We start from the raw sequence: 20,247 nt of genomic DNA on the forward strand, positions 1-20,247 counted from the left end.
TTTCTTCAGAACTTCGCGGTGAGGCTCGCCCGCACGGTGCGGCCGGGGGCGGGCACCCAGCCGTCGAGCGCATCGATGTAATAGCGGTCGAGCAGATTTTCCGCCTGCACATCCAGCGTCAGGTTCTTCGTCAGTTTCACGCTGGCAAAGGCATCCACCACCGAATAGGGGAGCCACATGGGCGTCCGCTGCCGGTCGGATTGCGTGATGGGGGCAAGCCGTGCGCCGCTGCGCATGATGCGCCCGCCCACCACCAGCCGCTCGTCGAACAGGCGCGCGCCCAGCGTGAAGCTGAAGCTGTGTTTGGCCGGGATATGCGCCACGGCATAGTCGGTGTTGATGGTTTCGCTGCCGCAGGTGCCGAAGCGGCAGAACTCATATTCGCCATAGTGCATCAGGGTCGCATTGGCGAAGAGTTTGCCGGTGTCGTAGCCGGCGGAAACCTCGATGCCCGAGAACATGACGCGATCGAGATTGGCGAAGCTGAAGACATAGGCGCCGGGCCGGGGATTGGGGTTCACAACGCGCGAGATGTAATTGTCGTGGTTGTTGCGGAACCAGGCCAGCTTGAAGCGCGCCTTGTCCTCGTCGAACAGCACGCCATCGCGCTTCAGGTTCATGCCCACTTCCCAGCTCTTGGTCACCTCGGGCTCAAGGTCCGGGTTGGGGACGGCATTGGCATCGCTGCCCATGGTCTCGCGCAGGGTGGGCGGGCGCATGCCTTCCGCATAGCGCGTGAAGAACTGGATGCCGTCGACGGGCTCCAGCGTCAGGCCGATGGAGGGGCTGAGGCGCGCGCTGTCGCGCGTGTTCTCGCCGGCCACCGAGCCGGGGCCGTTGTCCTCCAGCTCGTAGGTGTCGTAGCGCAGGCCCCCGTCCACGGTCAGCCAGTCCGTGATCTCCCACTTGCCCGTGGAGAAGAGGCTGCCGACCGAGCGCGAGCCGACGCTTGGGTTCAGGAAGACGCAGCGGTTGCTGGTGTAGGTGCGGCTGCAGTATTCGCGGCCGTTCATCTCCTCATTGAGATAGGAAAGGCCGTAATCGAAGCGGAAGTGGCCGAAGCCGGTATCGAACCGGGTGGTGTTGGTGATGTCAGCGCCCTTGGTCCAGGTCTCCGAATAGCGCGGCTCGTCGGCGGGGATAAGCCCCCACTGGCTGAAATCGGGCGCGGCGGCAACCGCGCGGGTGGTGCCTTCCACATTGGCGCCCCAGACATTGAAACGCAGGTCGAACCAGTCGCTACCGGGGTTCCAGCGATAGCGCGCCGTATAGGTATCGGTGGTGATGTCGGAGAGGCTGACCTGGCGGAAGCCGTTATCCTGCTGGAACAGCATGCTGCCCATGGATTCCCCGAACTCGCTCTCGAAATGGACGTAGCCGAATTCCACGCTATGGCCCTCGCCCCAGCGCAGGGTGGCCTTGGCGAGAGCTGAAAAACTATCCTCGGAGGTGTTGAACACCTCTTCCCCGGGCTTGGTGAAGGAAAGGTCGTAGCGTCTGTTCTTGTAGAGGTAGCTGGTGCGGTCGCCCTTGGTGCCGGCGAAGTAATTGCCTCTCTGCCGGTGGGCGGCGGCAAAGATCACGTCGAAATTCTCCTTCGACACGGCGAAGGCGGCGCTGCCGTTCTTGTTCTCCAGCTCCTCGATGCCCGACCGGTCGGTGCGCTGATTGTAGGCCGGCGCCTGCAACGGCGCATCGGCATTGTCGCTGACGCCGGCGCGCAGTCGCACGCCGTATTCCCTGCCGTCCTCCACGATGTCGCCGGCGTTCAGCGTGCGGATGGCGACGACGCCGCCGGGGCTGCCCGCGCCCTCCGCGCCGCCTGATGGCCCCTTGGTGATGTCGACGCCGCCGATGAGATCGGGGTCGATGTAGACGCGCTCGTCCACGCCCTGATAACCGCGCCAGGTGGTGGAGGATTGCTGGGTGCCGTCGATGGAGACCTTGACGCGGCCCTGGCCCTGCATGCCACGGATGTTCACGTCGAGCTTGGTTCCGTTGCGCCCGCCCGCCGCCACCACGCCGGGCACGCCCTTGAAGATGTCGCCCGGTGAGGAGCCGCGGAAGCGGTCGATCTGCTCGCGCGAGATATGGGCGCTGGAGCCCGGCGTCTCGAAGGGCACATCGGCGGGGGCGGAGCCGGAGCGGCCCGTGACGTCGATGACATCGAGCAGCAGCGAGCCGTCCGTGTTCACCGCGCCATTCGAGGGCGCGCTCCTGTCGGTGATGGTCACCGTGCCCGCGCCGGTGAAGGACCAGGTGAGGCCGGAGTTCTGCAGCAGGCGCGAGAGCGCCTCCTGCGGGGTAACAGTGCCGGAAACGGCGGCGGCCTGCCTGCCGGCCGCGATCTCGGGCAGATAGCTCACCTGCAGACCGGCCTGCCGGCCGAAGACGACGAGCGCGTTGGAGAGCGGCCCGGCGGGAATGTTGAAGGCGGCCTGCCGCGCGCTCTGGGCCTGCGCCTCAACGGGCAGCACGGCCATGCCCGTTGCCATAAAGGTCGATCCCATCAGCGCGGCAATCAGCAGCCCTCTGCCGGCATGCCTCACGTCGCGTGCCCCAACCCTTAGCGTCATCACTTGGTACTCCATTCCACAAGCAAGTATGGCCGAACATCGTTGCTTCGGATGTGTGCCGGTCCTGCTTGCTAGAACGAAGTGCCGTTGCCGATTTTCTCAGAAAACGACTCTTTTACTCATTTTTCTTCTTTGGAATTATTTCAAATAGAAGAAACCACGGTGAGCCAGGGCGAGATCTGGCGCACCTTGCCGCCATGGGGCTGCACCACCGCCTGCAGCGCGGCGATCGACTGGGTGGGGTCGAACACGCCGCTGATGCGTTTTTGCCCCAAGGCGCCATCGGCGATCACCACGCGGCCCCGCTGCCAGCGGGCGATGCGGGCAACGGTGGAGGCAACCGTATCGCGTTCGGCGATGATCATGCCGTCGCGCCAGGCGGCGATCTGGCCGGGCTCGCGCCGGCCGCGCGCGAGGTCCTGGCCATCCTCGCCAAGCGTCAACCAGTCGCCCGGCCGCAGCCTCTCGCCCGTGGCAAGGGCCGAGCCCGGCATGCGCGCCTCCACGAGGCCGTGATCCACCGAGAGGGAGAGCGTGCCGCCGTCGGTGGAGATATCGAACGCCGTGCCCAGCGCAATGGCCGTCAGACCGCCCGCATGTGCGCGAAAGGGGCGGGCGGGATCGGGCGCAACCGCGAAGAAGGCCATGCCGGCGAGAAGCTCCACATGGCGCCCGCCGCCCGTCATGTCGCTGCGCAGCGCACTGTCCGGCCCGAGCGTCGCAATGGTACCATCGGCCAGCGGCACGCGCCGCACCTCGGCGGTGGCGGTGATGTGGCTGGAGCGGGCGCGGATGAGAAGGTCCGGGCCCATGAGGGCTCCGAGCCCGGCCGCCAGCGCCGCCGCCGTGCCGCCCGCCAGCACGCGGCGCCGCGTGAGACCCTGTCCCTCGGCGGAAGCGCGCCGGTCGGTCAGCACCTTGCCGGCAAGGCCGTGGATTTCCGCCACCTCCGCCCAGGCGGCCTCATGCTCCGGCCCGCGCGCGCGCCAGCAGCGCACCAGATCGCGCGCCACCGGGTTCGCCGGGTCCTTCTGCAGCCGGACGATCAGCTCGAGCGCTTCCTCGAACAGCCTGTCGTCCGCCGATGGGTCTTCAACTGGTGGCACGGGCCAAACATCCGGGCTGCGCCGCCGCCCCGGGCGCGCGGCTGAACATGTCCTGTCAGGATTTAAACGAAGGAGGACCGGCTCTTTTCACTTGGAGGGTGCGATTAAATCGCATCGTCCTTCAGGCGCGCCCGCAGGTGATGATAGGCCTCGCGCACCAGCTTCCAGGTGTAGGAGACCGAAAGCCCCAGCTCCAGCGCGGCCTCGGCCAGCGTCTTCTCGCCCATCCGGTGCATCTCGAAGGCGGCGCGGGTCTGCGCCGGCAATTCCTCCAGCGCCTGTTCCACAATGGCGAGGCGCTGCCGGTCATAGACCACGGCCTCGGGCGAGGGGGCGCTGTCGGCCACGCGGGCGAGGTCCTCATCGCTCACATCCACATGCGGCGCGATGCGGCTGCGGCGGACCAGATCCACCGAGAGATTGCGGGCGATCTGGTGCAGATAGGCACGCGGATTGCTGCGATCATCGGGCGTGGCGGTGAGCACGCGCACGAAAGTATCCTGCGTCAGATCCGCCGCCGTCTCCGGGTTATGCCCCCGGCGCCGCAGGAAGCGGTCGATCTCGGAGGCATGCTGCAGGAACAGCCGCTGGACGTCCCAGATCATGAGACGGGCTCCTGCCGGAGGGGCGGGGTGAGGCGGGGGCGCATAACCGGGACGGGAGCGGAGGAAGCCGCCCTTATGCCGATGGAATGTTGCGCCGCGCGTGCCATTGCCTGAAACCTTGGAGCCCCGACACCCGGCCCGCTGTTGCGGGAAGGTGTCTCAAGCAACGCCCATACGCCTTTTGGAATTATCTATGCAACAACAATGATTTAGAGCTGTTCTAGTTATAAAAGAGGAAGCTTCGCAAGTAAGCTCAGGACGTGGTGAGTTCAGGAGCAATGACGAGGCTTTGGTTCAGCTTATTGGTCGCGATCAGCCTTTGCTGCGATTAGCACCACCCGGTGCGCGTCGAGCACACGCGCCTCGACCTCTTCGCCTTTCCGGAAATGCCGCTGGAACCAGCGTGCGAACTCCCTATTCCGGCCGACGATGCGCACGGAACCGGAAGGATTGGCCGTGCGGTTGATGCTGGAGAACACCGGCTCGCTGCCGTCGCTGAACGTGACTTCGATTGGCTCGCCATGTTCCCCGAGATGGCGGCTCGCAGCCGCTCCCGGATTGATGATGCCCTGATCATAGTAGGCAGCGCCCAGGCGAATGCTGAACGGATATCCTTGATTGTTTTGCACGGATAGCGAAGGCGCTACTTCCTCCGCCGATGCTTCCGGAGCTTCGCTCTGTTCCGCCTCTTCGCGCTCGGCTTCTTCCGTCACCGGCTTGCCCCGCACATGGCCGTTCCACGGCGGATCGAAGCGCTCGATAAGCGCATCTTCCAGCCCAGCCGCCAGATTGATCTCAAACTCGCCATAGCGAAGCTGCGAGATCGGCGTAAAGACGAAGATGTGCACGTCCTCGCCCGCAGAGAGAGCCTGCTTGATCTTGGCATTGCAGCGAATGTTGGTGCTCTGACTGATACCGGGGCGGCAGTAGGTCGCGAAGCGCTTGCGGAGGCTGCGCGTGGTCTTGCCGATGTAACGCACCTGATCGCCCTGCACGAAGGCATAGAGCGCGTTGGGTATGGCGAAGCTGACCTTGGCTGGCCCAGCGCGGGACGTGTGGAACTGATAGGCAATGCGGTCGCCGTCCGAGACCCATTTGCCAGCGTCGACAAAGCCGATGTTCTGCAGGGTGTCGCTGTTGAGCGGTGTCACGGTGCGGTGCCCGCTAGCTACGTGTTATGAAACGAGCACGTTCAAGCAGTTCATCGAACGTGACGATATCAATGCTGCGGTTTTCCCGGCGGAACAACTCAAATGTGTCCAGCATAATAGTGGATGATCGAATATCCTTAGTTGCCGTGAATTCGTCACGAGATCCTATCACTAATATCGTTCTGGCGTTTCTCGTACGTGCAACGAGGCGTTCCGTCCCTGCTGCATTGAGATGATCTCCGGATTGTGCAAACGATAACCACTCCGCCTTTTGTTCAAGAATCTGTGAAACAGCGCTCATAAATTCGGAGCTAAACTCCCATGTTCCGGCACGTCCGCCGCGACTCGGCCTGAAGATCTTTGTGCTGGGTTTTTTGATCTCGACCAATACGGTATAGTCGGTGAAGTTCATCAAAAAATCGATCACCGGCCTGTCGCGATTATCGGTCCCGCCACCGCCAACTGTAAGTTCGCGGCCGAACTGACGCATCACGCGATAGTCTAGCCCATAACCGAACACCCAATTTTCTCGCTCGAAGAAATCTTGCCACTGCGCTTCACTCCAATCTCGCGCTCGCATATGTTCCTCAAAATCTTCTAACCCTTGCCTGCGACCGAGCAAGATGTTCACTTCTTCATCTGTCAAAGTCTCTTGGAGTGAGTGCATGAGATTGTTTCTCTGCCCATTCGACATGTTCTGGATGCGATCAATGATGCCGCGATCTGAAGCGTCGATGATTGCCTTTGGCCCAGCTTTGGTTGAGATGTCTTCGATGTGGAAGTTTTCCTGGTTAGATAAATCTATGAACTTAATCTGTGAAAGGAACTCAAGAAGCCTGTTGAATTCATCAGCCCGAAAAGTGAATTCATTCTTTTCTAGTGATTCTATCCAGTCACCTGCCCGTTCCTTAAAGGTTTGTAGGGTGATGCGTCTAATGTTCTTGTGGTCTTGAGTTACAAGGGCGGAGACCTGAGTCTTTCGTGATTCTCCGCTCAAGCGGAGGCACATTGATCCTTCTATCTCTCCAACGACAATCTCATCGTTTCCCTCCACCACCATTCTTATGTGGCGGAGAGGTTCAGGAGTTTTCTCGTTGAAACTGAATACCTTAGAAATGTATGTCTTTGCCTGACGCCGAAGCTTGAAGAACTCGAATTCATCTTTTTCGTCCATGCGTTTATCCAGAAGGAGGTGTCTCTTCTGATTATGCTTTATGTGCTCAGCATAGTCTTCCCTATCGAGCGCGGGCTGCACGATTTTGACTGCTGTCCCGCCCCACACGCCTCTCCGCCAACCCCCAAAACTCCTCCGCCAGCGCGCTTAACTGCCGCCTCGGCCGCATCAGGATGATCGTCACGTCGATGAACCATTCCGGGCCGCCGGCGAAGCTGAGGGTGCCGTGCTCCTCCATGTCCTGATCGGCGAGGCTGCGCGGGGTCCAGGCGATGCCCTTGCCGTCCTGCGCCAGGGCCTTCAGCACCATGGCAAGATGTGAGGTGAATACCGGCTTTACATGAAGCGCGGCCAGATCCGGCAGCGCCGCGCGCACGATGCGGCCCATGCCGGATTGCTCGTCGAAGCCGAGGAGGGGCACGGGATGCGCCTCCGTGCCGGGAAGCCGGAACTCCGGCCCGCCATCGGCCGCCCGGCGCGACACCGGCACCAGCGTGTCGGAGGCCAAGGTCACATATTTGAAGTCGCCTTCGGCGAGGTTGATGGCGGCTTGCCCGTGATGGTGGCAGAGCAGGAAGTCAGCCCGCTCGTCGGCCATCAGCTTTTCGCAGGCGATCATATTGTCGGAGAGGAGCCGCACCGGGGTTGCCGCCGCAGATGGGCCGAGGTTGCGGAACCAGGTGGGGAAGAAGGTGAAGGAGAGCGCGTGGGTGGAGGCGAAGGTGAGGACGCCGCCCGCCGTGCGGGCGCTCTCAAGATCGGCTTTAGCCTTTTCCAGCCGGGCGATGATCTCGCCCGCCGCCGCCAGCATGATCTCGCCCTCGGGGGTCAGGCTGAGGCGGTGGGTGCTGCGGTCGATCAACCGGCAGCCGGCCCAGTCCTCCAGCGCCTTGATGCGGCGGCCGAAGGCGGGCTGGGTGATGTTGCGCCGCTCTGCCGCGCGCGAGAAATTGAGCGTCTCGGCCAGGGCCCTGAGATCGTTGAGCCAGTTCACGTCCAAAGGCGGGGTCTCCTTCACTGCCGCATCAAACAAAGCCAAATCGGCACTGGAAAGCGAGCCCCAATCGCGAAATGATCCGCCCCGCGCCGTTTCGATGCGGCGCGCCGTGCCATGCCGAGCTTTTCAAGGGAAGAAACATCATGCCGTCAGCCAAGACCAACCGCGTTTATCGTGTCGCCGTCATCCCCGGCGACGGCATCGGCAAGGAAGTGGTGCCGGAGGGGCTGCGCGTGCTGGAGGCGGCCTCGAAAAAGTTCGGCTTCGAGCTGCAGACGGACGAGTTCGATTTCGCCTCCTGCGACTATTACCAGAAGCACGGCCAGATGATGCCGGAGGACTGGAAGGAGCGCATCGGCGGCCATGACGCCATCTTCTTCGGCGCGGTGGGCTGGCCCGACACGGTGCCCGACCACATCTCGCTCTGGGGCTCGCTGCTCCAGTTCCGCCGCGAGTTCGATCAATATGTGAACCTCAGGCCCGTGCGCCTGATGCCGGGCGTCACCTCGCCGCTCGTCGGCCGCAAGCCTGGCGACATCGACTTCTTCGTGGTGCGCGAGAACACGGAAGGGGAATATTCCTCCATCGGCGGCCGCATCTTCCCCGGCACCTCGCGCGAGACGGTGCTGCAGGAAACGGTGATGACCCGCGTCGGCGTCGACCGCATCCTGAAGTTCGCCTTCGAGCTTGCGCAGTCACGCCCGCGCAAGCTGCTGACCTCGGCCACCAAGTCCAACGGCATCTCGGTGACCATGCCCTATTGGGACGAGCGCGTGGTGGAGATGGCGAAGAACTATCCCGGCGTCGACTGGAACAAGTTCCACATCGACATCCTCTGCGCCCATTTCGTGCTGAACCCCGACAAGTTCGACGTGGTGGTCGCCTCCAACCTCTTCGGCGACATCCTGTCGGACCTCGGCCCGGCCTGCACCGGCACCATCGGCATCGCGCCATCGGGCAACATCAACCCGGAGCGGGATTTCCCCTCGCTGTTCGAGCCCGTGCATGGCTCGGCGCCCGACATTGCCGGGCAGGGCGTGGCCAACCCCGTGGGGCAGATCTGGTCGGCGGCCATGATGCTGGACCATCTGGGCGAGCCGGAAGCCGGCGCGGAGGTGCTCGGCGCCATCGAACGCGTGCTGGCGGAGCCGAAGCTCAGGACGCGGGATCTCGGCGGCAGCGCCGATACGGTGACTTGCGGCAAGGCGGTCGCCGAGGCACTCTGACCTCATGATCGACAATCCCAGTGCCTTCCTCCGCCGCACCTTCGATGCGGCGGTGGCAAGCGCCGAGCCCGGCGCTGCCGTCCTCCGCCATCTGCCGGAAAAGCCTCGCGGCCGCTGCGTCATCATCGGCGCCGGCAAGGCTTCCGCCAGCATGGCGGCCGCGCTCGATGCCGCCTGGCCCGATGTGGAGCTTTCCGGCGTGGTGGTGACGAGCTACGGCCATGCCGTGCCCGCCGGCCGCATGGAGATCATCGAGGCCTCCCACCCCGTGCCCGACGCCATGAGCGAGGAGGCCGGGCGCCGTATCCTGGCGGCGGTTGAGGGTCTCGGGCCCGACGACCTCGTGGTGGCCCTGATCTCCGGCGGCGGCTCGGCGCTCATGGTGGCGCCATCAGGCGGCATGTCGCTGGCCGACAAGCAGGCGGTCAACAAGGCGCTGCTCAACTGCGGCGCGGCCATCGGCGAGATGAACGCCGTGCGCAAGCATCTCTCATCCATCAAGGGCGGGCGGCTGGCGGCGGCGGCGCGGCCGGCGCGGGTGGTCTCGCTCGTCATTTCCGACGTGCCGGGGGACGATCCCGCCACCATCGCCTCCGGCCCCACCGTGGGGGATGCCTCCACGCTGGCGGATGTGCGCGAGATCGTCGCCCGCTACGCCATCGAGCTTCCCGCCGCCGCGCGCGCCGTGCTCGATGCCGGCGAGGAGACGCCCAAGCCCGGTGACATCGAAGCCGACCTCACCATCGTGGCCGCGCCCTCCATGGCGCTGGCCGCCGCGGCGGAAGTGGCCCGCGCGGCCGGCGTCACGCCGCTGATCCTGGGCGATGCCCTCGAGGGCGAGGCGCGCGAGATGGGCAAAGTCATGGCCGGCATCGCCCGCTCGGTGCGCCTCACCGGCCATCCGGCAAAGGCCCCGGTGCTGCTGCTCTCGGGCGGCGAGACCACGGTCACCATCGGCAACGGGCAGGCCGGACGCGGCGGCCGCAACTCTGAATTCCTGCTGGGCCTTGCCGTGGCGCTCGGCGGCATGGAAGGCGTCTACGCACTCGCCTGCGACAGCGACGGCATCGACGGCAGCGAGGACGCGGCTGGCGCCGTGATCACGCCGGACACGCTTGTTCGCGCGCGGGAAAAAGGGCTGGACGCCCGCGCGTTCCTATCAGGCCACGACAGCTACAGCTTCTTCGAAGCGCTGGGCGATCTGGTGAAGACCGGCCCGACGCTCACCAACGTCAACGACATCAGGGCGATCCTGGTGGTGTGAGGGCGCGCCAGATCGTCATGCTAGGCACAAGGCCTAGCATGACGATTGCGGCACGGCCTCGGCTAAACCGTCATGCTCGCCCTTGTGGCGAGCATCCACGCCTTCCTTTGAGGACGCTGCCCTGAAGTCGTGGATGGCAAGACCAAGTCTTGCCATGACGCGTCAGTGACTCGGTTCGAGGGAGGGCGCGGCCCATCCTTCGACCCTTCGAGACGATCGCTGCGCGATCCCTCAGGGTGAGGTCGCCTTCAGCGACCCTCAGGATGAGCTTTGTAAGTTTGGCTGTTCTCTGAGAGTGCCGCAGCCACCGTCCTCATGCTGAGGTGCCCGCGCAGCGGGCAGTCTCGAAGCATGTGGCCGCACCCACCAATCCCATCACTCCGCCAGTTCCCTCATCACCTTGATGAGGTCGCTCTTGCCCTCGAAGCCAATGCCCGGAAGGTCCGGCATCACGATATGTCCGTCCTCGACCTTCACGCCGTCGGGGAAGCCGCCGTAGGGCTGGAACAGGTCCGGATAGCTCTCGTTGCCGCCGAGGCCGAGGCCAGCGGCGATGTTGAGGGACATCTGGTGGCCGCCGTGGGGCACGCAGCGGGAGGGCGACCAGCCGAACTGGTGCAGCACATCCAGCGTGCGCAGGTATTCGACCAGGCCGTAGGAGAGGGCGCAGTCGAACTGCAGCCAGTCGCGGTCGGGGCGCATGCCGCCGTAGCGCAGGAGGTTGCGGGCGTCCTGGTGGGAGAAGAGGTTCTCGCCCGTCGCCATGGGGCCGGGGTAGAACTCCGAGATCGCCGCCTGCAGGGCGTAGTCCAGCGGGTCGCCGATCTCCTCGTACCAGAACAGCGGATAGTCGCGCAGCATCTTGGCATAGGCGATGCCGGTCTCAAGATCGAAGCGGCCGTTGGCGTCCACGGCGAGCTGCGCCTCGGACCCGATTTCCTCCAGCACGCTTTCGATGCGGGCGCGGTCCTCGTCAATGGAGGCGCCGCCGATCTTCATCTTGACGACATTGTAGCCGCGGTCGAGATAGCCGCGCATTTCCTGGCGCAGCTGGCTGTTGTCCTTGCCGGGATAGTAATAGCCACCGGCGGCATAGACGAAGACGCGTGGGTTTGCTTCCACGCCCTTCATCTCGGCCAGCAGGCGGAACAGCGGCTTGCCCTCGATCTTGGCCACCGCGTCCCAGACCGCCATGTCGATGGTGCCCACCGCCACCGAGCGCTCGCCGTGGCCGCCGGGCTTCTCGTTCGTCATCATGGCGGCCCAGACCTTTGACGGGTCGATGTTGGTGCCGGCGTCATTGATAAGGCTCTGGGGCTCGGCCTCCAGGATCCGGTCGCGGAAGCGCTCGCGGATCAACCCGCCCTGGCCGTAGCGGCCGTTGGAGTTGAAGCCGTAGCCCACCACGCGTCGGCCGTCGCGCACCTGATCGGTCACCACGGCGACGAGGCTTGCCGTCATCTTGGAGAAGTCGATGTAGGCGTTGCGGATGGGCGAGGAAATCGGCTTGGTGATTTCGCAGACGTCGATGATGCGCACGTTATTTGCTCCGTATGTGCCATGCACTTTTCGTGACGACGCCGCCGAACCTGAGGCGCCCGGCGGCGTCATGATGCTTCAAATGTCAGGTGGCAGGGTCAGTCGGCGAACTGGCCGGCCTCCTTGATGATGGGCTCCCAGCGCTTAATCTCGCTCGACAGCCTCTCCTTCAGCGCCTCGGGCGTGGCGTCGGCATCGGAGGCGGGCGTGGTCGCGATCTGGGCAAAGCGCTCCTTCAGCGTGGCGTCCTTCATGGCCGCCTTCAGCGCCTCGTTGAGCTTCTTGACCACGGGCTCGGGCGTGCCGGCCGGTGCATAGAGCCCGTGCCAGACGCTGACCTCGAACTGGGGGAAACCCGTTTCCGCCGAGGTGGGCACGTCGGGCAGCATGTCGGAGCGCGTCTTGCTGGTGATGGCATAGACCTTCACCTTCTTGTCCTTGATGGGACCGACGGTGTTGGTCGCCTGGTCGCAGGTCATGTCCACCTGCTTGCCCAGGAGGTCGGTCATGATGGGGCCGTTGCCCTTGTAGGGCACCGTCGTCATCTCGGTGCCGATCATGGACTGCAGCAGCACGCCGCAGAGATGCGAGGCTGCGCCGATGCCGGCATTGGCATAGGTGAGGTCCTTGCCCTTTTCCTTGATGAGGGCGACCATCTCCTTCATGTCCTTGGCCTCAAAGTCGTCGCGGGAGATGAGCGTCATGGCGGCATCGCTGACGAGACCGATGGGCTGGAAGGCCTCCAGCGGCTTGTAAGGCAACTGGCGATAGAGGGTCGGCGCGGTGGACATGCCGATGTGGTGCATGATGATGGTGTAGCCGTCGGGATCGCTGCCGGCCACACGGCGGGCACCCAGCGTGCCGCCGGCGCCGCCCACGTTCTCCACGATGATCTGCTGGCCCAGTGCCTTCGACATGGCATCGGCGGTGAGGCGCGAGATGGTGTCGGTCGGACCGCCGGCGGCATAGGGCACCACCATGGTGATCGACCGCGTGGGATAATCCTTCTGCGCGAAGGCGGCGGTGCTCGTCAGCGCGAGCGCGGCCAGGGTCAAGGCAAGCTTCATGATTAGTCCTCCCGGGGGCTGTTATTTTGCCCGATTGAGCACCGGGAGGGAGGACAGCGTCCAATGCCGTTTCGGCTTTAATGCATGCCGTGCGTCAGGCGCCGTATTCGGCGTCGGTCACATGCTCCATCCAATCGGCCGTCTTGCCATCAAGCACCTCATGAATGGCGATGTGGCTCATGGCCGTGGTGGGGGAGGCGCCGTGCCAGTGTTTTTCGCCGGGCGCGAAGGAGACGACATCGCCGGGGCGGATCTCCTCGACGGGGCCGCCCTCGCGCTGCACCCGGCCGAGGCCGGAGACCACGAACAGCCTCTGGCCCAGCGGATGGGTGTGCCAGGCCGTGCGCGCGCCAGGCTCGAAGGTGACCATGCTGGACGCGACGCGGGCGGGCGCCTCGGCGGCAAAGAGCGGATCCTGGCGCACCGTGCCGGTGAAATAGTCGGCCGGTGCTCGAACGGAGGGCTGCGAGCCCGCGCGTGTGATCTTCATGGTCTTTGCTCCTTTACGCTTTTCCCGCCGCCGCGGCAGGTGTCATCCCGCCATCATAGCGCGACTTCGCCCGCGGCGCCGCGCGGACGTGAGAGAGGCGCGATGGACAGGAACGCCAGCACGGCGCAGGCACCAAGCAGCGTCGTGATCATGAGTGTCTCGCGCACGCCGATGTTCTCCATCAGCGCGGCGAAGGTGAAGGGCGCGGCCGAGGCCACGATCAGGCGCACCGACATCACCCGGCCCTGGAGCGCGCCGTAGCCGGACCGGCCGAACAGCACCAGGGGCAGGGTGCCGTTGGCGATGCTGAAAAGCCCGTTGCCCATGCCGAACAGGACGGCGAAGGCGACGGCCGCCGGAAGCGAGGGCTCGCCCGGGATGAGCACCGCCGTCGCCAGCGGCAGCAGTCCGGCTGAGATCATGGCGAGCATGAGCTGGGGCAGCCTCCGGCCGAACACCATGTTGACGAAACGGCTCAGGACCTGGGCCGGGCCGAACAGCGTGCCGACCATGGCGCCGGCAAGCCCGAGGCCGAGCGCGGCGAGAAGCGGCAGCATGTGGATGAGGATGGCGGCGCTGACGAAGCTTTGCAGGGCAAAGCCCGTGGTCATGAGAAGGAAGGCCCTGCGCCGCGCCGCCTGTGGCAGGCTGCCCTCGATCGGGGCTTCCTGCGGCGGGAAGAGGCGGGCGCCGCCTGCCGCCGAGGCGCGGGCCGGCCGGGACAGCCAGGCGTGGATGGGCAGGCAGATGGCAAGATGCATGGCGGCGAAGATGACGTAGACCTGCTCCCACGACAGAAAGGTGTGAAGCGCCGTGGTGATGGGCCAGAAGATGGTCGAGGCGAAGCCGCCGATCAGGGTCAGCCAGACGATGTGCTGCTGCGCGCGGTGCGCGTCGCGCTGCACCAGCAGGGGAAAGGCGGCGTTGTACTGAACCAGAGTCGAGGCCATCTCGATGGCGACCAGCGCCGGCACGAAGACCGCCCCCGCGGGCGCCAGGGCGCAGGCCAGAAGCGCCGCCGCGGCGGCGAGCGAGCCCGCCGTCATCACGCGCCCGGCGCCGTAGCGGTCGATCCACCGTCCGGCCTGCGGCGCCACCAGACCGCCGAGAAGCAGCGCGGTGGAGAGGGCGCCGAAGACCCATTCGACCGGCCAGCCGAGGTCGCGCGCCATGGCGGGCGCCAGGATGCTGAAGCTGTAGTAGAGCGTGCCGTAGCCGATGATCTGCGACAGCCCCAGCGCCGCGATGACCGGCCATGTCCCCATGTCAGATCGCCCCGAGCCCGACGCGGGTGGCGAGCTTTTCGGCCACTTCCTTGCGCTCGCTGTAGCGGTCGGTGAGGTAGCCGGAAACATCGCGTGTCAGCAGGGTGAACTTCACCAGTTCCTCCATCACATCGACCACGCGGTCGTAATAGGAGGAGGGCTTCATTCGCCCGGCCTCGTCGAACTCCTGCCAGGCTTTGGCGACGGAGGACTGGTTGGGGATGGTCACCATGCGCATCCAGCGGCCCAGCACGCGCATCTGGTTGACGGCGTTGAAGCTCTGCGACCCGCCGGAGACCTGCATCACCGCCAAGGTGCGCCCCTGGGTTGGTCGCACCGCGCCGACCGACAGCGGGATCCAGTCGATCTGCGCCTTCATCACCGCGCTCATGGCGCCATGTCGTTCCGGGCTGGTCCAGACCTGTCCCTCCGACCACGCCGAGAGCTCGCGCAGTTCCCGCACCTTGGGGTGCCCGGCCTCGGCGCCGTCAGGCAATGGCAGGCCGTGCGGATCGAAGATGCGTGTCTCGGCGCCGAAGTGCCGCAGCAGCCGCTCGGCCTCCAGCGTCAGGAACCGGCTGTAGGAGCGCTCCCGCAGCGAGCCGTAGAGCAGCAGGATGCGCGGCGGATGCGTCGATGGCCTGACCTGAAGCCGTTCCATGGAGGGAACATCGAGGCAGTCCGGCGCGACATTTGGCAGGTGCTGGGGCATCAGCTTCCCGCCTCCGCCGCCACGCGGTTCTTACCGGGAGCCTCATACCAGCCCTTGGAACGGTTCACGATCCAGACCACCGACAGCATGACCGGCACCTCGATCAAGACGCCGACCACGGTTGCCAGCGCCGCGCCGGAGTGAAAGCCGAACAGGCTGATGGCGGCGGCAACGGCAAGCTCGAAGAAGTTGGACGCGCCGATGAGGGCGGATGGCCCGGCGACGCAGTGCTGCTCGCCGGAGATCCGGTTCAGCAGATAGGCGAGGCCGGCGTTGAAATAGACTTGGATCAGGATCGGGACTGCGAGCAGCAGGATGACGAGCGGCTGCGCCAGGATCTGCTGGCCCTGGAAGCCGAACAGCAGAACCAGCGTGGCGAGAAGCGCGGCGAGCGACAGCGGCTGCAGCCGGCCGAGGAAGCGCTTCAGGACCTCCTCGCCGCCTGACGCCAGCAGCCGGCGGCGCAGGAGCTGCGCCACGATCACCGGCACGGCGATGTAAAGCGCGACCGAAAGGGCGAGCGTGTCCCAGGGCACGGTGATGGCGGAGAGGCCGAGCAGCAGGCCGACGACCGGCGCGAAGGCGAAGATCATGATGGCGTCGTTGAGCGCCACCTGGCTCAGCGTGAAATGCGGCTCGCCCCGGATGAGATTCGACCAGACGAAGACCATGGCGGTGCAGGGCGCGGCGGCCAGGATGATGAGACCGGCGATATAGCTGTCGATCTCACCCGCCGGCAGCCAGGGCCGAAAGAGATAGCCGATGAAGAGCCAGCCGAGCAGCGCCATGGAGAAGGGCTTCACCGCCCAGTTGACGAAGAGCGTGACGCCGATGCCGCGCCAGTGCTCGCGCACCCTGCCGAGGGCGGCGAAATCGATTTTGACCAGCATGGGCACGATCATCAGCCAGATCAGCGCCGCGACGGGCAGGTTGACCTTGGCGATCTCGGCGGCACCCACGGCATGGAAGAAGCCAGGCATGAGAGAGCCGAGCGCGATGCCCGCCACGATGCAGAGCGCGACCCAGAGGGTGAGATAGCGTTCAAACGTCGACATTTTCCGTCCTCAGGCGGTCGCGATACGGCGGCCGTGCTCGTCCACCACGCGTTCCCCGTCTTCCTTGATGAATTCGCCCTGCTGCGGCGGCAGCAGGTCCAGCGCCTCCTCGGAGGGGCGGCACAGCCGCACGCCATTGGGGCTCACCACGATGGGGCGGTTGATCAGGACGGGGTGCGCCAGCATGGCGTCGATGAGCTCCTCGTCGGTGAGGGCGGCATTGCCCAGGCCCAGTTCGGCATAGGGCGTGCCCTTCTCGCGCAGGAGTTCGCGGGGCGTGATGCCCATGCGCCGGATGAGCTGCCACAGCATCTCGCGGCTGGGCGGGGTCTTCAGATATTCGATCACATGCGGCTCGACGCCGGCATTGCGGATCAGCCCAAGCGTGTTCCGCGAGGTGCCGCATTGGGGGTTGTGATAGATGATGACGTCCATATGATCTAGGCTTTCTCGGGTTCGTGGCAGGAGGAGAGCGCGGCCATGGCAGGGGCGCAGACCTCCGGGTGGCCCCGGCAGCAGTCGCGCATGAGGAAGTCCACCAGCGCGGACAGCGCCGGGTAGGCGGCGCTGTAGATGATCGACCGTCCCTCGCGGCGCGAGGTCACCAGACCGGCCTGCTCCAGCTGGCTGAGGTGGAAGGACATGCGGGAGGAGGAGGCGCCGTCCATGGCCTCGCCGATGGCACCCGCCGGCAGCCCCTCGGGGCCGGCCTCCACCAGCAGCCGCACGATGCGCAGCCGCGTTCCCTGGGAGAGGGCCGCGAAGGCCCCGAGCGCCTGCGTCTCGTCCATGGAAATCCTCAATATCTCAATAGATGTTGAGATCTATCGGGGGCGGCCGCGAAAAGCAAGCGCTGCGCTATGGCTGCCGGGTGTCGCCGCGGATGCGGGCGGAGAAATCCGCCGCGTTTCCGGCCGCCTGCCCACGCGCGCTGATGGCGGCGCGGCGCTCCACCTCATCAAGCGGCGCATCGGTCGGGATCGCCTCGAGGTCATAGAGGTAGCCGGGCAGGTAGCCCGACAGAATGATGCGCCAGTCGAAGGGCAGGCCCGGGTCCACTGTGCGGGCAAGCTGAAAGATGACGGTGGTGCAGTTGGTCGTGATGGTCTGGTAGAAAGCTGGCTCCCGCGCCAATTCGTTGGCCCGCTCCAGGAAGGTGAGAAAGAGCGCGCGGCGCTGCTCGGCGTTCATGCGGATGGGATAGAGCGAGACCTCTTCGCGCCTGATGTTGGTGCGCAGGCGGATGATGTCGCCCTCGGCGGCGCCGATCATGACGAGCTCGAACATCTTGAAGAAGCCGCCGATTTCGGAAAATTCCTCATCCCGCTCGCGCCTGACCTCGGCGGAGAACACGAGATGGCGGCCATCGCGGAAGCCGAAGCTGAGAAGCGTGTGCGAGATGGGCGCGAGCCCCCAGTTGGAGGTGAAGAGGTCGACGCTGTCGAGCTCGTCGAGCGAGAGGGTCCAGGTCTCCCAGCGCTCGGTGAAGTCGGTCTCGCTGCGCCACTCGAAATTGCGGACGTTGTGAAGCGTGACGGTCTCGCCGGCGATCTCGGCGGTGAGGCCGTGGGCGACATCGGGCGCCCAGGCGCGGTCGCCGCGCGGGCGGATCGTGCTCCACCAGAGCGCGCCGAGGAGGATGACGAGAAGGAGCGCGATCCAGGGCAGCCGGCGGTCCGTGCGGTGCCGCTTCAGGGCAAGGACGATGAGTGCGAGGCTGAGGAGGACGAGACCGGACAGCAGGAGGATGCGGATGAGGCCAGCGGACTGGAACCAGATGCCGCCCGCCGCCAGCAGCACCGCGACGGTCAGGACGCCGAGATAGAGCGCCAGCCTCACGCCGCCCGCCTCGTGTCTCCGCCGTCAGTTGCCAAGGACTTCACCCGCGATGCGGAAGGGTGCAGAAAGCGTCAGCCCGGCGGTGTTGAAGATGAAGGCGCCAGCCTGCAGTACGGGCGGGCCCGAATGGCCGCGCTCCCCCGCCACCTGGCCGTAGAGCGCCACAAGGCCGATGTAGCGGTCGTGGTTCAACCGGTCACCCGCCGGAACCTCGGAGATGTCGATGATGGTGAGGTTGTTTTTCGCGGCGGCCTCCCGCACCTCGGGGCTCGACACATCGACCGCCCCGACCCGCGCGCGGTCGCCGGAGAGGATTCTGGAGACCCTTAATGCATTATCGTCCTTGGAGACCAGCAGCACCATGGGCGGATCCAAGGGGCCGATGACCGACAACTGCCTGAGGAAGACGTCGGAATCCACGTCAGGCGCGGCGAGGATGACATCCGACAGGCGCGCGAGGGCGCGGTGCTTGCCCTCCAGCCTGAGCTGGCGCAGGGCCTCCAGCGTGAGATAGCCACCCATGCTGTGGCCGAAGACGGTGATGTTGCCGACCGAAGGGCTCTGCGCCAGCGTCTGGAACAGGCCCGTCAGCGCGTCGCGGGAGAAGATGACGGAATCGCGGTCATAGACATAGCCGGTCACGGTCGCGCGCGAGGGCCAGGCGAAGAGGATGGGCGTTCCCTGCACATTGGCGTCGGCCACCATCTGCGCGTGGCGGAACAGCGCCTCCTGGAAATTGTAGTTGTAGCCGTGGATGAAGACGCCGACATCGTGGCGCTTGCCGCGCGCGACCTCGGCCTTGAAGGCCTGCGGGCTCAACAGCTCGCGGCTGACGATGGCAAAGCTCGTCGCCGGATCCGGCTCGCCCCGCGGCCATTCGATGGCGTTGGGCGTGTGGCCGGGCGGAATGGAGATGACAAAGCGGGCATAGCTCGGCTCTTCGGCGCGCCCGGCCGTGAAGACGGGGGCATGGGGCGCCTCCCGCTCCCGCGTGGTGGCCACATAGACGGTGACGAGCCGCGCGCCCGGTACGGCACCGGCCCCCGCGACCGGGGTCAGCACCTCCGCGCCGGGCCGGCTCGCGCATCCGGCGGCAGTGAGCGCCAGCGGCAGCAGAACCATGAGCAGGCGGCGCAGGCGGAACAGCAGCATGCAGAACTTCCCCCGAGGGCTCGCGAAGGCGGGCCCCGCAGACTAGCGTGGCGGCGCCCCTGCCGGAAGCCTTGCCGACGGCGGAACCATTGCTGCACCCGGCACATTCCGCCACAGACTGGGAACCTGTGGAAATGACCGCCAGACGCCATGCCATCCTCGAGGCCCCGTCCTCGCTGGGGCTCACCACTGACGGTGTGGAGGATCTGCCGGCCCGGCTTCTCGCGCTGGGGCTTGCCGAGCGTCTTGATGCCCGCCATGCCGGACGCATGGCGGTGCCGGCGAAGGATCCGGCGCCTGACCCGGACACCGGCGTTCTCAACGCGCGGACCATCGCCGCATGGTCGCCGGAGCTTGCCGCCGCCATCGAGGCCGTGCTCGATGCCGGAGGCTGGCCGGTGGTACTGGGCGGCGATTGCACCATTCTCATGGGCTCCATGCTCGCGTTCCGGCGGCGCGGCCGCCATGGCCTCCTGTTCATCGACGGCAATGCTGATTTCTTCCAGCCGGAGGCGGAGCCCAATGGTGAAGGCGCGTCCATGGATCTTGCCTGGGTCACCGGCCATGGACCGGAGCTGCTCAGCAATCTTCAGGGCCAGGGGCCGCTGGTGCGCGCGGAGGATGTGGTGGCCTTCGCCTATCGCGATCACAAGGACCAAGAGGAGTACGGCAGCCAGCCCCTGCCGCCGGAGCTTCGGGCCTATGATCTTCCCCGGCTGCGCCACATGGGCGTGGAGAGGGCCGCGCGCGAGGCGGTCGATCATCTGAGCCGGGCCGGGCTTGATGGCTTCTTCATCCATCTCGACGCCGATTGCCTCGACGATGCCATCATGCCCGCGGTTGATTTCCGGCTGCCGGGCGGCCTGTCGCCGGAGGAGCTTCAAACAGTGCTGCGCATTGCGCTGGAGAGCGGACGGGCGGTGGGCATCGAGGTGACGATCTACAACCCGCGTCTCGATAAGGATGGCAGTGCCGGGCAGCTTCTGGTCGATATTCTCGCCGCCGCCCTCGGAAAGGGCACAGCCTAGC

At 65.6% G+C, this 20,247-nt stretch carries 19 protein-coding genes; 3 read left to right on the forward strand and 16 right to left on the reverse strand.

Annotation, left to right across the window (positions count from 1 at the left end; genetic code table 11):
* Nucleotides 1–5: 5 nt before the first annotated feature.
* The 6 genes from IEV58_RS15720 to IEV58_RS15745 form a co-directional block, all read right to left on the reverse strand.
* A complete protein-coding gene (locus IEV58_RS15720; protein ID WP_188410771.1) occupies nt 6–2,576 on the reverse strand; it encodes a TonB-dependent receptor in 2,571 nt (856 codons plus the stop codon).
* A 143-nt stretch (nt 2,577–2,719) separates the two neighbouring features.
* Entirely contained in the window at nt 2,720–3,682 is a 963-nt protein-coding gene (locus IEV58_RS15725) for a FecR family protein (protein WP_188410772.1), read from the reverse strand.
* A 104-nt stretch (nt 3,683–3,786) separates the two neighbouring features.
* Nucleotides 3,787–4,287 (reverse strand): RNA polymerase sigma factor, encoded by a 501-nt coding sequence (locus IEV58_RS15730; protein ID WP_188410773.1) that lies wholly within the window; start codon nt 4,285–4,287, stop codon nt 3,787–3,789.
* Nucleotides 4,288–4,586: 299 nt separating this feature from the next.
* Nucleotides 4,587–5,438 carry a GIY-YIG nuclease family protein gene (locus IEV58_RS15735; RefSeq protein ID WP_188410774.1) on the reverse strand — a complete coding sequence of 284 codons (852 nt, stop codon included), beginning with the start codon at nt 5,436–5,438 and terminating at the stop codon, nt 4,587–4,589.
* A 13-nt stretch (nt 5,439–5,451) separates the two neighbouring features.
* Nucleotides 5,452–6,612, reverse strand: a complete 1,161-nt coding sequence (locus IEV58_RS15740; RefSeq protein WP_188410775.1) for a Shedu immune nuclease family protein — start codon at nt 6,610–6,612, stop codon at nt 5,452–5,454.
* Nucleotides 6,613–6,673: 61 nt separating this feature from the next.
* Nucleotides 6,674–7,606, reverse strand: coding sequence for a LysR family transcriptional regulator (locus tag IEV58_RS15745; RefSeq protein ID WP_229729518.1), 933 nt, complete (start codon nt 7,604–7,606; stop codon nt 6,674–6,676).
* Between the two features lie 146 nt (nt 7,607–7,752).
* Between IEV58_RS15745 and IEV58_RS15750 the strand changes: the two genes are divergently transcribed.
* The gene (locus IEV58_RS15750; RefSeq protein WP_188410777.1) at nt 7,753–8,835 is read left to right on the forward strand and encodes a tartrate dehydrogenase; all 1,083 of its coding nucleotides are present in this window, start codon (nt 7,753–7,755) and stop codon (nt 8,833–8,835) included.
* 4 nt (nt 8,836–8,839) lie between these two features.
* Nucleotides 8,840–10,099, forward strand: coding sequence for a glycerate kinase type-2 family protein (locus tag IEV58_RS15755; RefSeq protein ID WP_188410778.1), 1,260 nt, complete (start codon nt 8,840–8,842; stop codon nt 10,097–10,099).
* 375 nt (nt 10,100–10,474) lie between these two features.
* On the opposite strand, the gene IEV58_RS15760 is transcribed toward IEV58_RS15755, so the two are convergent.
* From IEV58_RS15760 to IEV58_RS15805, 10 genes are all read right to left on the reverse strand, one after another.
* Nucleotides 10,475–11,638, reverse strand: coding sequence for a mandelate racemase/muconate lactonizing enzyme family protein (locus IEV58_RS15760; RefSeq protein ID WP_188410779.1), 1,164 nt, complete (start codon nt 11,636–11,638; stop codon nt 10,475–10,477).
* A gap of 98 nt (nt 11,639–11,736) precedes the next feature.
* Nucleotides 11,737–12,705 (reverse strand): tripartite tricarboxylate transporter substrate-binding protein, encoded by a 969-nt coding sequence (locus tag IEV58_RS15765; protein ID WP_188410780.1) that lies wholly within the window; start codon nt 12,703–12,705, stop codon nt 11,737–11,739.
* Nucleotides 12,706–12,799: 94 nt separating this feature from the next.
* Complete coding sequence (locus IEV58_RS15770) at nt 12,800–13,195, reverse strand: (R)-mandelonitrile lyase (protein ID WP_188410781.1); 396 nt, start codon at nt 13,193–13,195, stop codon at nt 12,800–12,802.
* A 53-nt stretch (nt 13,196–13,248) separates the two neighbouring features.
* Nucleotides 13,249–14,460, reverse strand: coding sequence for an arsenite efflux MFS transporter ArsK (gene arsK, locus IEV58_RS15775; RefSeq protein WP_188410782.1), 1,212 nt, complete (start codon nt 14,458–14,460; stop codon nt 13,249–13,251).
* Between the two features lies 1 nt (nt 14,461).
* Nucleotides 14,462–15,172, reverse strand: a complete 711-nt coding sequence (arsH, locus tag IEV58_RS15780) for an arsenical resistance protein ArsH (protein ID WP_188410783.1) — start codon at nt 15,170–15,172, stop codon at nt 14,462–14,464.
* Nucleotides 15,172–16,227, reverse strand: coding sequence for an ACR3 family arsenite efflux transporter (gene arsB, locus IEV58_RS15785; RefSeq protein ID WP_188410784.1), 1,056 nt, complete (start codon nt 16,225–16,227; stop codon nt 15,172–15,174). Before arsB ends, arsH begins: the two co-directional genes overlap by 1 nt.
* 9 nt (nt 16,228–16,236) lie before the next feature.
* The gene (gene arsC, locus IEV58_RS15790; protein WP_188410785.1) at nt 16,237–16,662 is read right to left on the reverse strand and encodes an arsenate reductase (glutaredoxin); all 426 of its coding nucleotides are present in this window, start codon (nt 16,660–16,662) and stop codon (nt 16,237–16,239) included.
* A 5-nt stretch (nt 16,663–16,667) separates the two neighbouring features.
* Nucleotides 16,668–17,018, reverse strand: coding sequence for an ArsR/SmtB family transcription factor (locus IEV58_RS15795; RefSeq protein ID WP_188410860.1), 351 nt, complete (start codon nt 17,016–17,018; stop codon nt 16,668–16,670).
* A 67-nt stretch (nt 17,019–17,085) separates the two neighbouring features.
* Nucleotides 17,086–18,066, reverse strand: a complete 981-nt coding sequence (locus tag IEV58_RS15800) for an Lnb N-terminal periplasmic domain-containing protein (protein ID WP_188410786.1) — start codon at nt 18,064–18,066, stop codon at nt 17,086–17,088.
* 24 nt (nt 18,067–18,090) lie between these two features.
* A complete protein-coding gene (locus IEV58_RS15805) occupies nt 18,091–19,218 on the reverse strand; it encodes an alpha/beta hydrolase (RefSeq protein ID WP_188410787.1) in 1,128 nt (375 codons plus the stop codon).
* A gap of 134 nt (nt 19,219–19,352) precedes the next feature.
* Here IEV58_RS15805 and IEV58_RS15810 point away from each other — a divergent pair, with 134 nt between their 5' ends.
* The gene (locus IEV58_RS15810; protein ID WP_188410788.1) at nt 19,353–20,246 is read left to right on the forward strand and encodes an arginase family protein; all 894 of its coding nucleotides are present in this window, start codon (nt 19,353–19,355) and stop codon (nt 20,244–20,246) included.
* The last annotated feature ends 1 nt before the right edge of the window (nt 20,247 follow it).

Source organism: Agaricicola taiwanensis (genome assembly GCF_014635245.1).
Classification (GTDB): domain Bacteria; phylum Pseudomonadota; class Alphaproteobacteria; order Rhizobiales; family Methylopilaceae; genus Agaricicola; species Agaricicola taiwanensis.

Bases quoted from the DNA above. Each gene is read 5' to 3' on its own strand.
- IEV58_RS15750 (WP_188410777.1), top strand. From the start codon at position 7,753: ATGCCGTCAGCCAAGACCAACCGCGTTTATCGTGTCGCCGTCATCCCC.
- IEV58_RS15810 (WP_188410788.1), top strand. From the start codon at position 19,353: ATGACCGCCAGACGCCATGCCATCCTCGAGGCCCCGTCCTCGCTGGGG.
- IEV58_RS15795 (WP_188410860.1), bottom strand. From the start codon at position 17,018: ATGGACGAGACGCAGGCGCTCGGGGCCTTCGCGGCCCTCTCCCAGGGA.
- IEV58_RS15755 (WP_188410778.1), top strand. From the start codon at position 8,840: ATGATCGACAATCCCAGTGCCTTCCTCCGCCGCACCTTCGATGCGGCG.
- IEV58_RS15765 (WP_188410780.1), bottom strand. From the start codon at position 12,705: ATGAAGCTTGCCTTGACCCTGGCCGCGCTCGCGCTGACGAGCACCGCC.
- IEV58_RS15805 (WP_188410787.1), bottom strand. From the start codon at position 19,218: ATGCTGCTGTTCCGCCTGCGCCGCCTGCTCATGGTTCTGCTGCCGCTG.
- arsB (WP_188410784.1), bottom strand. From the start codon at position 16,227: ATGTCGACGTTTGAACGCTATCTCACCCTCTGGGTCGCGCTCTGCATC.
- IEV58_RS15730 (WP_188410773.1), bottom strand. From the start codon at position 4,287: ATGATCTGGGACGTCCAGCGGCTGTTCCTGCAGCATGCCTCCGAGATC.
- arsC (WP_188410785.1), bottom strand. From the start codon at position 16,662: ATGGACGTCATCATCTATCACAACCCCCAATGCGGCACCTCGCGGAAC.
- IEV58_RS15770 (WP_188410781.1), bottom strand. From the start codon at position 13,195: ATGAAGATCACACGCGCGGGCTCGCAGCCCTCCGTTCGAGCACCGGCC.
- IEV58_RS15740 (WP_188410775.1), bottom strand. From the start codon at position 6,612: ATGGACGAAAAAGATGAATTCGAGTTCTTCAAGCTTCGGCGTCAGGCA.
- arsK (WP_188410782.1), bottom strand. From the start codon at position 14,460: ATGGGGACATGGCCGGTCATCGCGGCGCTGGGGCTGTCGCAGATCATC.
- IEV58_RS15720 (WP_188410771.1), bottom strand. From the start codon at position 2,576: ATGACGCTAAGGGTTGGGGCACGCGACGTGAGGCATGCCGGCAGAGGG.
- arsH (WP_188410783.1), bottom strand. From the start codon at position 15,172: ATGCCCCAGCACCTGCCAAATGTCGCGCCGGACTGCCTCGATGTTCCC.